Here is an 11,698-nt window from a genome sequence, read left to right on the forward strand (position 1 = left end):
ATCGCACCTCCATATGTGCGGATTCGTATTGTTGCATGAATTTTGGGTATCGGTTCGCCGTCATGCGGCGTTACGGGCGAGCCGTCTGATGGTCTCGTGCTGGATGGCGATGATCGAGTTGGATGCGGTGACGCGCGTCGCCATGAGCGTGTCCCAGTCCACCCATGCGGATTCGACGTGCTCGTCGGGGTCGAACCGTCGCGGCACGCTCGTCCACGCGTCGAGGTGGATGACCATGATGTGCGCGAGTTCGTCGGTCATGCCCTCGGACGAGTAGTAGTCGCCGACGTGGTCGATGCGCATGGCCTGCGGGTCCGCGGGCGTCACGCCGGTCTCCTCGGCGAGTTCGCGCAGGGCCGCCTGCCGGACGGTCTCGCCGTCGTCCATGAGCCCCGCGGGAAGGCCGTAGGCGTAGATGTCACTGCCGGCCCGGTATTCGCGTTCGATGAGGTACCGGTCCGTGGCGACGTCGTGCACGAGCATGACGACGCAGGGCGCGTGGCGGAGCACCTGGCGTCTGATGCGCGTCAGTCCGCCGTCGTTGCGTGTCAGACCGATGGTCATGTCGTCGACGTGGAAGATGGCGCCACGGTACACCTCGCGACTGTCGAGCACGATGGCGGGCACGTCCATGTCGATGCCGTCGGAGCTGGCGTCGAGGGTGCGAGGGACCGCGTCCGTCCCGTCGTGTCGCGCCGGTCCGCGCCCGCTCATGCGTGCCCCTCCCCCGTCGCGTCGTCGTGGATGGCGAACGTCCACGGATCGGTGTTGCGGCGTATCCAGTTGACGTCCGGACGTACGCCGGTCGCCTGTTCGACGGCGTCGGCGACGTCGTCGACGGCGTACCGGAACCACATCGATTCGATGGCCGAGTGGGGCGTGTTGACGAACATCGGCCGGACGGCGGCGTCGCCGTGTCCGAGCGCGACGCCCTCGCCCCGCATCCGCGCCTCGTACCGCGCCTGTTCGATGGCGTCGGTGACGGGATGGTGCCTCAGGTCGCTGGTCACGTACACGTCGGCGCCGCTGGCGCGTACGTCGTCGAACATGGAGTCGCCGGATCCGGGCAGCACGGCCACGGTGCGGACCTGCGCGTCGGGGTCGCCGCACGCCTGCACGCCGAGCGCGGTGGCGATGGGCAGCGCGTCGTACACGCGCCGCACGAACGCGGCGAACGTGACCGGTTCCGCAAGCCGGCCCACGCGGCCCAATCCCACGGCGTGCGGCGCCGTGTCGTCGGCGATGGGCACGAGGGGGCGCGTGTCGGTCAGGCCGAAGCCGTCGGCGGCCGCCTCGGCGACGCCGCGCACCGCGGCGTCGGCGTTGGTGTGTCCCACCCACAGGGCGCATCCGGCGCGGTTGAGCCGGTTCACGATGTCGCCGCGCGGCCCCAGACCGGACACCTGGTGCACGGACCGGAAGAACAGCGGATGGTGGGTGACGAGCAGCTCGGCGCCCCATCGGATCGCCTCGTCGACGACGTCCATGGTGGGGTCGGCGGCGAACGCGATCCGCGTGACGGGCCGCGTGAGGTCGCCCACGATGAGTCCGGGTTCGTCCCATTCCTCGGCGTACCGCAGCGGGTACAGGGTCTGGAGGACGTCGACGACCTGGTTGAGGTTCGGCATGGGTGTCATGCTCCTTTCATGCGCCGGGACGTGTCTGGACGCGGCGGCGCGGTCAGTGGGCGGCGAGCTGCCAGTCGGGGCCGATGCCGGTGGACACGTCCAGCGGCACGTCGAGCCGGACCGCGCCCTCCATGGCGTCGCGTACGAGCCTGGTGACCTGTTCCTCCTCGCCCGGCGCGATCTCCACGACGAGTTCGTCGTGGATCTGCAGGATGATGCGGCTGGCCAGTCCGGCCCCGCGCAGCGCGCCGTCGGCCCTGACCATCGCGATCTTCATGATGTCCGCGGCCGTGCCCTGGATGGGCGCGTTGAGGGCGGCGCGCTCGGCGGCGTCCCTGGCCACGCGGTTCGTGGACCTCAGCGCCGGGAAGTATCGGCGGCGGCCGAACATCGTCTCGGTGTAGCCGCGCTCGCGCGCCCGGGCCACGCAGGATTCGAGGAAGTCATGGACCTTGCCGAACGTGGCGAAGTACTTGGCCTTGAGGGCCTCCGCCTCGCCGGGGCTGATCTTGAGCTGCTGGGACAGGCCGTAGGTGCTCAATCCGTAGGCGAGCCCGTAGCTCATGGCCTTCACGTGGCTGCGCTGGTCGGCGCTGATCTCGTCGACGGGCAGCTGGTAGACGAGGCTGGCCACGTACCGGTGGAAGTCGGCGCCGCTTCTGAACGCCTCGATGAGCGCCTCGTCGCCGGACAGGTGCGCCATGATGCGCAGCTCGACCTGCGAGTAGTCGCAGCTCATGAGCGAGACGAAGCCCTCCCCCGGCACGAACGCGGAGCGGATCTCACGACCGGCCGCGTTGCGGTTGGGGATGTTCTGCAGGTTCGGGTCCACGGAGCTCAGACGTCCGGTGGCGGCCACGGTCTGTTCGAACGTGGTGTGGATGCGCCCGTCCGTGGGGTTGACGGTGTCGATGAGGGTGGCGACGATCTGCCTGAGCTTGTTGGTCTCACGATGGCGCAGCAGGGCGCCGAGGAACCCGCTGGCGCGCTCGTCGTCCGCGTTGCGCACGTAGAGCGTCTGCAGGGCGTCCGCGTTGGTGGTGTACGAGCCGGACTTGGTGCGTTTGGTGGGTTTGAGGCCCATGTCTTCGAACAGCACCTTGGCGAGCTGTTTGGGGCTCTGCAGGTTGACGCGCGAGCCGGCGTTGTCCCATGCGATGCGCTGCGCCTGCTCGGCGTCGGCCGCGAACGCGTCGCGCATGCCGTCGAGGCGGCGCATGTCGACGCTCGCGCCCTCGTTCTCCATGCCGTACAGCACCTCGGAGACGGGCAGTTCGATGTCGGCGAGGAGCGTGGTCTGCTCGCGTTCCGCGAGCTTGGGCGCGAGGTCGCGTGCCAGCGCTCTGACAATGGCGGCGTGGCGCAGCAGGATGCGGTCGGCGGCCGCGCGGCCGTCGTCGTTCCCGTCGCCGGCCTCGGCGTCCCCGCCGTCGGGTTCGGCGTCGAAGTCGAGCAGTCCCTGCGTGGCCTTGGGCTTCTCCTCGTCCTCCACGTGCAGGTCGAGGAACTGGGCCGCGGCCTGTTCGAGCGTATCGGCGTGGAAGTCGGGCCGGATCAGGTATCCGGCGAGCTTGGTGTCGAACGCGGGTCGGGGCAGGTCCACCCCGCCTGCGGCGAGCAGGTGCAGGTGCTCCTTGTAGCCGTGCACGGCGAGGGTGCCGGCATGGCGTTTCAGCAGTTGCGACAGCGCGTCGGCGACGTCCTCGCCGAAGGGTGCCTCGACGACCAGCGCGGACGCCGGCGCATCGTCCCCGGCCGCGTCGGCGAGCAGGGCGATCGCCTTGAGCGAGGCGCGGCCCGGACGGGCGTCGCCCTCCGCTTGCAGCGTCACGCGCGCGGACGGCGGAATCGTGTGTTCCCACGCCTCGATGGCCGCCGGGTCCGCGGCATGCTCCGCTTCGGGGACGTCGAGCGCGGATTCCGTGGGTGCTGCCGGCGCCGCAGCGGTGCCCGGGACTCCGGACGCCTTCGCGGATGCGGGGCGTCCGCCGTTGAACGTCTTGAGGATGCGGCTCTTCGTGCGCGAACCGAATTCGAGTTCGCGGAACAGCTCGTCGACTTTGCCGGCGTCGGGCGTGCCGAAGGTGAGGTCGTCGATGTCGACACCGAGGTCGACGTCGCGCACGAGCGCGTTGACCTTGCGGTTGAGCAGCACCTGGTCGATGTTGGCACGCAGGGCCTCGCCCTTCTTGCCGCCGATCTCGTCGGCGTGCTCCACGATGCCATCGAGCGACCCGTACAGGTTGATCCATTTGGCGGCGAACCCGTCGCCCACGCCGGGCACGCCGGGGATGTTGTCGGCGGTCTCGCCGCGCAGCGCGGCCAAGTCCGGGTACTGCTGCGGGGTCACCTTGTATTTGGCCACCACCGCCTCCGGCGTCATGTGCTTGAGGTCCTTGAAATGGTGCCCCGGGTAGAGCACGGTGACGTCGTCGTCGATGAGCTGGAACGCGTCGCGGTCGCCGGACAGTACGAGCGTGTGGTAGCCGGCATGCTCGCCCATCGTGGCGAGCGTGCCAATGACGTCGTCGCCCTCATAGCCGGGCTTCTCGATGTACGTGACGCCGAGCGCGGCGAGCATCCGCTGGATGAGGGGCAGCTGGGTGAGCAGCTCCTCGGGTGCGGCGTCGCGCGTGCCCTTGTATTGCGGCAGCAGCGTGTTGCGGAAGGTGCCGCCCTTCACATCGAAGGCGACGGCGAGGTGGTCCGGCTTCTCCGCGTCGATGACCTGGGAGAGCATCGTGGCGAATCCCCAGACGGCGTTGGTGGCCTGTCCGGAGGCCGTGGAGAAGTTCTCGACGGGCAGAGCGAAGAACGCGCGGAACGCCAGCGAGTGGCCGTCGACGACCAGCAGCGTTCCGCGCGTCTTCTTGGAGTTATTGGATTCGGTATCCGCCATGGAGCCCAATCAGTGTTCGTCCCGAGCCGGCTTCGGATCGCCGTACTTCGCGATGATGGCCATGGCGAGGCGCTTCTTGGGGATGCGCTGGTCCATGGAGGTCTTCTGAATCCAGCGGAAGGCGCCCTGCTCGGAGAAGTCGGCCTTGTCCATGAGCAGTCCCTTGGCGCGGTCGACGAGCTTGCGCTCCTCGAGGGTGTCCTGGGCCTTCTGCAGGTCGGCCTGGGCCTTGGCGAGCTCCTCCTTGGTCTCCTTGAGCTTGCTCTCGCTGCGTTCGACGTTGTCGAGCAGATCGTTGATCTCGGCGAAGCGGCCCATGGCCACCTCGAGCGCCGGGATGAGCTTGGACTCTTCGTACGGCTTGGTGACGTAGGCCATGGCGCCGGCGCCGGTGGACTTCTTCACCAGGTCGGGCTGGGAGAACGCGGTGAGCATCACCACGGGGGCGATGTTCTCGTCGCAGATGATGCCGGCGGCGGTGATGCCGTCCATGCGCGGCATCTTGACGTCCATGCACACCACGTCGGGGCGCTTGGCGCGGGTGAGTTCGACGGCCTCCTCGCCGTTGGCGGCCTCGCCGACGACCTCGTAGCCGTTGTCCTCGAGCATGCCGACCAGGTCCATGCGGTTCACCGATTCGTCCTCGGCGACGACGACCCTGCGCTTGCGGTCCTCGGCGGGGGCCTCCTCGGTCTCGGTCTTGGGTTCGATGTCACCCTGCGCCACGGCTTCCAGCTCCTCTGCGGTGAGCACGGGCTCCATGTGCTCGGTATCGTCGGTCTTCCTAGCGGCCATGCCAGTCCCTTTCGCTTGTCGTTCGATTGTCCTTTGGCGATTTTAACGCATACCGGCGATGGCCGCATCGCCCTTCGACACGGGATGCGGTGCGTCCATCGCCGTCCGGGACCCGCGACGCGGGTCCGTGTATGTTCAGCGTCCTTCCACGTCGGGCAACCCGCAGCGCAGCCGCAGGATGGCGATGGTGGAGTTCGCGTCCACGATGGTGCCGTTGACGACCATCCGGTACGCCTCATCGATCGTGTACAGCCGCACCTCGGAGCGCGGCGTCTCCGGTCCGATCTGCGTCAGGTCGTCCGGGACCGCGGTCAGTCCGGTGGCATAGTACAGCGACGTGTACTGCGTGGAGAATCCAGGGGTGTTCACGTACCGGGCCACCTGGCGGATGTCGGCGGCCTCGTAGCCGACCTCCTCGCGGAGTTTGCGCTTGGCGATGTCGAGGGGCCGTTCGTCCGGGGTGTTCGCGTGTCCGCCGGGGATCTCCAGCGTCCAGCGGTGGATGGGGATGCGGTACTGTTCGACCAGCGGAATGCGTCCGTCGTCGGTGAGGGCGGCGACGGCGACGGCGTCGCCGTTGTTCACGTGGACGACGGTGCGTTGGATATTGCCGGCCTGCGGCGATTCGAAATTGACGCGGTCGACGTTGAAGTAGTGGCTCGTCAGCACCTGCGTACGCGACTCCTCCTTGAGCGGAGCCGGACGCCACGGGTCGAACGGGCGATGGGTCTTGTCGGTCATGGTCCCTCCTGACGGTCGTTCCTGTTGTCGGAAACCCCTTTCTCATTGTAGGTCGCGATGTCTTTCCGCGTCGGTGCCACGCTGATGGCATGCCGACGTCGACGGCCGCGGATCATGTGCTAATGTATGTCGGGTGCGTTCCTTGGAAGGCACGGATGCCCTCGTATCCCAATTGGTAGAGGAAGCAGCCTCAAAATCTGCGCAGTGTGGGTTCGAGTCCCACCGAGGGCACGACTGACAATCCCCGCAATTCCAACGATTGCGGGGATTCCTTTTACTCGTTTGGGCACATTTTGGGCACGGTCTTCAACAGCTCGCCCATACGTTCCGACAATTCCTCAAGGTCATCGTCGAACAGGTCGGCGTACACGTCCAGCGTCATGGCGGCCGACGCGTGGCCGAGCTGCCTTTGCACCGCCTTGACGTTCGCGCCGCTCTTGACCATCAGCGATGCGGCCGTGTGCCGCAGATCATGAATCGTCAGACGTCCGGGTATGCTCGCACGGCGCAAGGCGACGTTCAGCCAACCGTCATTCCTGCTCGACGCCCATCCGTTCTCAAGAATCATCCTCCCCGGTTTGCCGGGAGCCTCGAACAGAAGGGCGTCGTCCTCCCGGCCTTCGCAGTGGGCGCGCATGATGTCGTCTAGCATCTTGGGGAACATGATGATGCGGTTCTCATGCGTCTTGGTATCTCCCGGCAGGGGGCGACCGTCCACCACCGGCGCTGAGGTCGATATGGCGATTCTCCGTCTGCCTAGATCCACATCCCTCACCCTGAGCGGCACAAGCTCACCCCAGCGCATCCCGCACAATCCCAGTGTGAGGATGATGTCATGCCGCCACTTCGCACCGTCCGCCAAACGGTAGAGCTGTTCCACCGTCAGATAGTTCCGTTCCTCTTTGCGCTTCGGCTTGCGCGGCAGCTCCACGCGCCGCGCCGGATTGTCCGGCAGCCGCCTATCGGCCACGGCGTCATCGAGGATTCCGGCAAGGATTCCGTGGGCGCGCAATACGACGCTTGCGCTCTTCGGCTTATGCAGCCATGCCGTCTCTTCGGCCGTGCTGTTCTTCTTGTCCTTGACGCCATTGGTGAGATCACTCACCCATTGCTGCACTTCCTCGCGCGTGACGGAACCGACACGGACGTTCCCCCATCGCGGCTGTACATGCACGCGCCATGTTATTTCGAGCGTCCTCATATATGAGGGCTTCACGGCGACGCGCTTCTTGTCCATCCACGCCTCTATGAGATCGTCCAGCTTGACGGCTCCGGCGCTCGGCTCGATGTACCTTCCCGTGGCCTTCGCGATGGTGACGTGTTCCGCAGCCCACTGTTCGGCGTCCATCTTGCGGGCGAACCCGCGTTTCTTCGTCTGGTGTCCATCCGGTTTCCGGTAGCGCACCATCCACAGGCGCTTTCCCGCCGCGTTGTAGTAAGGCACCGGCTTGACCATTTCACCCTCCGTTTCAATTTCGCTGTGAGCTTAGGTGTTCACATTTCTATCACAGAACACTCTCCAAAGGGAGCACAAAGGGAGCACAAAGCGTGCAGCCAAGAACGGCGGAATTTCACAAAGGGAGCAAAGGGAGCTAAGGGAGCACGTTCCCTAAGAGCGCAGCCGGATTTTATTAGAGGGTTTATGGCAATCTGTCTAATTACAGCATGTATCACAGATGATGCTTTTTCTCGGCATGCGAAGCATGTTCCGCGATATGGGCGCTATTCTTCGTCGTCGGAACCATAGGCGACGTGCATATCGGCGTCGCGCCGCTGCTCCCATTCGGACAGCTTCGCCGCGACCTCACCCACGATCACACGCGTGACGCGCCCTCGCTTCTGAGGCGAAGCACCATCGCCCGCCCGTGCCGCTGCTTCCTCATCCAGCGAACGGCCGTACAGCATCATGCACGCGAAGCCCACGGCGACCGGTTTCACGCCCAGCTTCGCAGCCGCGCGCCGTTCCGCCCCCGTAGGCGTATGACGCAGCGCCACTCTTGCCCGCCCCTCTGACAATTGCTTCGTTGGCCCCGCCAGCGGCCCTAGGAAATCTTGAATGTAGCCACCGCCCACTGTCTTCAGCGAGTAGCGTTCACCCCGAAAAATCTTGCTCAGCGTCAACGTATCGAGCGCCGAGCCGTTCATGACGTCAACTGACTCGACATCAAGGTGCGTGCGCAAGAGTTCGAATATATCGGCCACTGCCATGTGTTCGCCGGTCAAAGAGTTCAGCACTTGCACAAGGACAAGAATCACCGGCAGTGAATCAGCCTTGCCCCCTCCGCGTTCAATGTCCCGCACCGTCGCCGCACTCCAGCCGCTGCCGTATCGGCGTGACGCCGTGGCGATGTCATCCAGCGTCAACCCATGCGCGGCGCGGTATCGCCTTAGAAACTCGCCCACCGCTTCATTGATTCTCATAGAGAGGAATCCTAGCGACAAACACTTATCGAGTGCGACACGCCCCACAGTCAACAGGTTCGGAATTACCAACACTGTGATATCGTCTTTACACAGGTTGGGAATTTCCCACTCTGTTAGATTGGAGGTAATCATGGCTGTTGATATGAAGCCGGTGACGGTGGTTCCGGCGTTTGCCGAGATTGCGGCGAAGCTCGCCCCGTTGAACGGGTTGAAGGAAACCAGCGCCATCACCGGTATCCCCGTGAACACGTTGAACGACTGGAGGTCGAAGGGCAAGCACCTGCGGTTCGTCAAGATCGGACGCTCCGTGTTCTACACGCGCGACGACATCATGTCCTATCTGGAATCACACGTGTTCTCCAGCACGGCCGAAGCGAGGAAGGCGAACCGATGACCCGCGCCGATATCAGAGATCTGGCCGCCCTGCTGCTCGCGTTCACCGCCTCCGTACTCATCCCCGGCCGACTGTTCCTCATTGGGCTGGTGCTGCTGCTCACATCGTTCGTCCTGCTCGCCATCAACGGAAGGTTTCAAGATGCAATCGATTCCTTTGTTCTCACGCTCCCAACTGGCCCAAGCGCGCGGCCTGACGCCGACGGCGGCGGAATCGGTGGTAGCGGCGGCGACCGACACGCCCGTAAGCCAATGGCGGCAATGGCGCAAGGACGGCACCGGCCCCGACTACCAGACCACGGTAAGCGGCCAGACCGTGTACAGGCGTGACGTGCTGCTCGCCTTCATCATGCAGCACATGGACCGGAACCGGAGGTAAACGGATATGCCTGCGAACGTCGCAATCGAACCCACCACCGTTTGCACCGACATCGACACGCATAGAGGCGAGTACATGGGCGACGGCATCGCCCGCACCGCGAACGGCACCCCCTATGACCCGGAGACCGGCAACGTCGGCAAGGGGTCTATCACACTGACCAGTGGCCAGCGCACATTCCGGCTGGTCAGCCCGGCCGACATCAAGACCACACGTCTGAGGTTCCTTTGGTATCCGTGGTTGCGCCCCGGTCTGAACGTCATCGCGGGCGAAGGCGGTAGCCGCAAGTCCACGTTCTCCGCATACGTGTGCGCACAGGCCACGCGCGGACTGCTCGCGGATCAGGACGGCAATAGGAACAAGCCCGGCCACGTGCTCTACATCGCCCAAGGCGAGGACGACACGGCCTCTGTTCTCGCGCCGCGCCTGTTGGCCCAAGGTTGCGACCCCCAATATACGCACATCCTTCAAGTGAGCGTTCTGGGCACGTTCGGCACCGAGACCACCGCCACAGTCGGGCGCGAAGACTTGGACGCCATCAAGACCATATGTGCGGAACTCAGGCCCGTACTCATAGTGTTCGACCCGTTGGCGCTGCTCGTGCCCGGTGACATCAATTCATATCAGGACGTTCAACCCGCTCTAGTCGCATGCAACGAGTTGGCGGAAATCGCAGGCGGAGGCTCCGTGCTCGGTATCCACCACTGGAACAGGAACGGCAGCTTCACCGGCTCGCAGAAGTTTCAGGACACTTCCCGTTCGTTCATGGAAATCGCCGTAGACCCGGACTATAGAACCACGTCGATAGTCAGCCTGACCAAAGCGAACAACGCCCCCAAGTCCTCACTGCGCATTACGGCCGACCTTGTTCCCTATGAGTGTTCAGACGGCACCACTACCACTGTCCAGATCATCCGCGCCACCGCACCGTCGAAGCTCAGCGTGGAAGACCTTCGCCAGTCCCGCGTGAACGGCGAGGACGCGGACGACATGAACGATATCGACAGGTGGCTAGTCCGCTACCTGAAGACCAACGAGAACAGGGCCGTGTATGGCGACATCATCAACGCGGGCCGTAAGTCCGGTTACAGCCGGGACCAGCTCAAGCGTGCCAAACGACGCCTTCATATCACCAGTACCAAGGGCAAGTTCCAAGGCGCTACATACTGGCAGCTTCCCCCGGAGGACACCCAATGAACCCCATAGTCCTGCATCTCACGCACCAGCTTGCGGACCATAGCGCGGGCATGACCTTGTGTGGTAGGCGCATCGTCACCAACCGGGCGGTCACCACCGAGGTAGAGGCCGGCATGCGTGGCCCATGGGTTACATGCCCTGTGTGCGAAGCCGCCCAACTGCTCTCCACCATCACGCCCGACGACCTGGATCCGCACGACCCGGAACCACCCAAACATCGCGCCCGCCGCAAGTGGACGCAGCCCGGTTTCCCGAAGTCGAGGAACTGGAAATGAAGCGTGTCCCGGGCATGACCGTAAACCGCCTCAATCAAACAAGCACAAATAGGTAAGGAGCATCATATGCAGTACATGAATATGCCGAGCGCTAGCGCCGCCGCTATCGCCGCGTGGAACGACGCCTTCGCCCAGTGGGAGGAGGAAGCGGACAGGCAGCGCAGGGAGGTCTACGCCGTGTTCCGCCAGACCGACGAACCGCTTGCCCGCCAGTCCGCGGCCAGCGCCTACGCGGACAAGATCGCCACGGCGAAGTTCGCGGCGATGGAAGCCGCCCGCGACGCGGAACGCGAATGGCACGAGGCCAACGACTGACCCACCAACCAAGTTAACCGGGCGGCGGCGCTGCAATCCACCACGCCACGGCACCGCCCACCAACCGGGAGCAATCCCAGAAGGGAGCCGACCCAATGGCCGACACCACCATGAAAACACAGGACACGCCGGACAGCGACCCCACCGCAATCGACGGCGGACACGTCGCCCTGCCGCCGAGATGGGCGGGAAGCCTCGATGTACACACGCCCAACCCCGCCGACGACTGGACGCGGGCCGTGAGCATGACCGGCGGCGCGACCATCATCGACGAACCCGGCTTCAACCTCACGGCGCTGCTCAACGTCATCGCCTACCGGTACGAGGACGGCACCAACGAGACTTACGCGGAACTGTCCATCCCCAGCGACGAGGGCCGCGACATCCCCGTGCGCCTCGGATACCGCGCCGCCGCATGCCTCGCCCTGCTCACCCACGCGTACGAGCACGACACGCCGGAACCCACACGCGAACAGGTGGACGAACTGGAGAACACCATCACCGGTCTTCTGGAGGGAGACGCACATGCTGCTCGCCGCTGACCCCGACATCGCCATGCGGCTCACACAGGCGAAGGCCACCGCCGAAGCCGACGACCTGCGCAACCAGATCCGGGAACTGACCGCCCAACTCGACAAGACACGCCGCAAGC

The 11,698-nt window shown here is 64.9% G+C and carries 13 protein-coding genes and 1 tRNA gene; 7 read left to right on the plus strand and 7 right to left on the minus strand.

Annotated features, from left to right (window positions below; translation table 11 throughout):
• Window positions 1-60: 60 nt before the first annotated feature.
• The 5 genes from KIH78_RS04570 to KIH78_RS04590 all read right to left on the minus strand — a co-directional run bounded on the left by KIH78_RS04570 (window position 61) and on the right by KIH78_RS04590 (window position 6,063).
• On the minus strand, window positions 61-714 hold the full coding sequence (locus KIH78_RS04570) for an NUDIX hydrolase (protein ID WP_219131444.1): 654 nt from the start codon (window positions 712-714) through the stop codon (window positions 61-63).
• Window positions 711-1,628: a Nif3-like dinuclear metal center hexameric protein gene (locus tag KIH78_RS04575; RefSeq protein ID WP_219131445.1), complete on the minus strand. Its 918-nt coding sequence runs from the start codon at window positions 1,626-1,628 to the stop codon at window positions 711-713. Before KIH78_RS04575 ends, KIH78_RS04570 begins: the two co-directional genes overlap by 4 nt.
• 52 nt (window positions 1,629-1,680) lie before the next feature.
• Entirely contained in the window at window positions 1,681-4,527 is a 2,847-nt protein-coding gene (gene polA, locus KIH78_RS04580; protein WP_219131446.1) for a DNA polymerase I, read from the minus strand.
• A gap of 9 nt (window positions 4,528-4,536) precedes the next feature.
• The gene (locus tag KIH78_RS04585) at window positions 4,537-5,322 is read right to left on the minus strand and encodes an ANTAR domain-containing response regulator (RefSeq protein WP_214311164.1); all 786 of its coding nucleotides are present in this window, start codon (window positions 5,320-5,322) and stop codon (window positions 4,537-4,539) included.
• A 135-nt stretch (window positions 5,323-5,457) separates the two neighbouring features.
• Window positions 5,458-6,063 (minus strand): NUDIX domain-containing protein, encoded by a 606-nt coding sequence (locus tag KIH78_RS04590; RefSeq protein WP_214311166.1) that lies wholly within the window; start codon window positions 6,061-6,063, stop codon window positions 5,458-5,460.
• Between the two features lie 157 nt (window positions 6,064-6,220).
• Between KIH78_RS04590 and KIH78_RS04595 the strand changes: the two genes are divergently transcribed.
• Window positions 6,221-6,294 (plus strand) — tRNA-Leu (locus tag KIH78_RS04595).
• A gap of 43 nt (window positions 6,295-6,337) precedes the next feature.
• On the opposite strand, the gene KIH78_RS04600 is transcribed toward KIH78_RS04595, so the two are convergent.
• Both KIH78_RS04600 and KIH78_RS04605 read right to left on the minus strand, forming a co-directional pair.
• Window positions 6,338-7,411: a tyrosine-type recombinase/integrase gene (locus KIH78_RS04600; protein ID WP_236034409.1), complete on the minus strand. Its 1,074-nt coding sequence runs from the start codon at window positions 7,409-7,411 to the stop codon at window positions 6,338-6,340.
• Window positions 7,412-7,785: 374 nt separating this feature from the next.
• A complete protein-coding gene (locus KIH78_RS04605; RefSeq protein ID WP_219131448.1) occupies window positions 7,786-8,484 on the minus strand; it encodes a helix-turn-helix domain-containing protein in 699 nt (232 codons plus the stop codon).
• Window positions 8,485-8,617: 133 nt separating this feature from the next.
• Here KIH78_RS04605 and KIH78_RS04610 point away from each other — a divergent pair, with 133 nt between their 5' ends.
• From KIH78_RS04610 to KIH78_RS04635, 6 genes are all read left to right on the plus strand, one after another.
• A complete protein-coding gene (locus KIH78_RS04610; RefSeq protein ID WP_219131449.1) occupies window positions 8,618-8,881 on the plus strand; it encodes a helix-turn-helix domain-containing protein in 264 nt (87 codons plus the stop codon).
• A gap of 141 nt (window positions 8,882-9,022) precedes the next feature.
• Window positions 9,023-9,259 carry a hypothetical protein gene (locus tag KIH78_RS04615; RefSeq protein ID WP_219131450.1) on the plus strand — a complete coding sequence of 79 codons (237 nt, stop codon included), beginning with the start codon at window positions 9,023-9,025 and terminating at the stop codon, window positions 9,257-9,259.
• A 6-nt stretch (window positions 9,260-9,265) separates the two neighbouring features.
• Window positions 9,266-10,456 carry an AAA family ATPase gene (locus KIH78_RS04620; RefSeq protein ID WP_219131451.1) on the plus strand — a complete coding sequence of 397 codons (1,191 nt, stop codon included), beginning with the start codon at window positions 9,266-9,268 and terminating at the stop codon, window positions 10,454-10,456.
• Complete coding sequence (locus KIH78_RS04625; protein WP_219131452.1) at window positions 10,453-10,731, plus strand: hypothetical protein; 279 nt, start codon at window positions 10,453-10,455, stop codon at window positions 10,729-10,731. The genes KIH78_RS04620 and KIH78_RS04625 overlap by 4 nt, the downstream gene beginning before the upstream one ends.
• A 66-nt stretch (window positions 10,732-10,797) precedes the next feature.
• Complete coding sequence (locus KIH78_RS04630) at window positions 10,798-11,046, plus strand: hypothetical protein (RefSeq protein ID WP_219131453.1); 249 nt, start codon at window positions 10,798-10,800, stop codon at window positions 11,044-11,046.
• Window positions 11,047-11,141: 95 nt separating this feature from the next.
• Window positions 11,142-11,588 (plus strand): hypothetical protein, encoded by a 447-nt coding sequence (locus KIH78_RS04635; protein WP_219131454.1) that lies wholly within the window; start codon window positions 11,142-11,144, stop codon window positions 11,586-11,588.
• Window positions 11,589-11,698 lie beyond the last annotated feature (110 nt).

The sequence above is a fragment of the Bifidobacterium saguinibicoloris genome, from assembly GCF_019331725.1.
GTDB lineage: Bacteria > Actinomycetota > Actinomycetes > Actinomycetales > Bifidobacteriaceae > Bifidobacterium > Bifidobacterium saguinibicoloris.

Coding starts and splice junctions, on each gene's coding strand:
- KIH78_RS04585 (WP_214311164.1), bottom strand. CDS start 5,322: ATGGCCGCTAGGAAGACCGACGATACCGAGCACATGGAGCCCGTGCTC.
- polA (WP_219131446.1), bottom strand. CDS start 4,527: ATGGCGGATACCGAATCCAATAACTCCAAGAAGACGCGCGGAACGCTG.
- KIH78_RS04610 (WP_219131449.1), top strand. CDS start 8,618: ATGGCTGTTGATATGAAGCCGGTGACGGTGGTTCCGGCGTTTGCCGAG.
- KIH78_RS04605 (WP_219131448.1), bottom strand. CDS start 8,484: ATGAGAATCAATGAAGCGGTGGGCGAGTTTCTAAGGCGATACCGCGCC.
- KIH78_RS04620 (WP_219131451.1), top strand. CDS start 9,266: ATGCCTGCGAACGTCGCAATCGAACCCACCACCGTTTGCACCGACATC.
- KIH78_RS04590 (WP_214311166.1), bottom strand. CDS start 6,063: ATGACCGACAAGACCCATCGCCCGTTCGACCCGTGGCGTCCGGCTCCG.
- KIH78_RS04570 (WP_219131444.1), bottom strand. CDS start 714: ATGAGCGGGCGCGGACCGGCGCGACACGACGGGACGGACGCGGTCCCT.
- KIH78_RS04615 (WP_219131450.1), top strand. CDS start 9,023: ATGCAATCGATTCCTTTGTTCTCACGCTCCCAACTGGCCCAAGCGCGC.
- KIH78_RS04575 (WP_219131445.1), bottom strand. CDS start 1,628: ATGCCGAACCTCAACCAGGTCGTCGACGTCCTCCAGACCCTGTACCCG.
- KIH78_RS04635 (WP_219131454.1), top strand. CDS start 11,142: ATGGCCGACACCACCATGAAAACACAGGACACGCCGGACAGCGACCCC.
- KIH78_RS04600 (WP_236034409.1), bottom strand. CDS start 7,411: ATGGACGCCGAACAGTGGGCTGCGGAACACGTCACCATCGCGAAGGCC.
- KIH78_RS04630 (WP_219131453.1), top strand. CDS start 10,798: ATGCAGTACATGAATATGCCGAGCGCTAGCGCCGCCGCTATCGCCGCG.
- KIH78_RS04625 (WP_219131452.1), top strand. CDS start 10,453: ATGAACCCCATAGTCCTGCATCTCACGCACCAGCTTGCGGACCATAGC.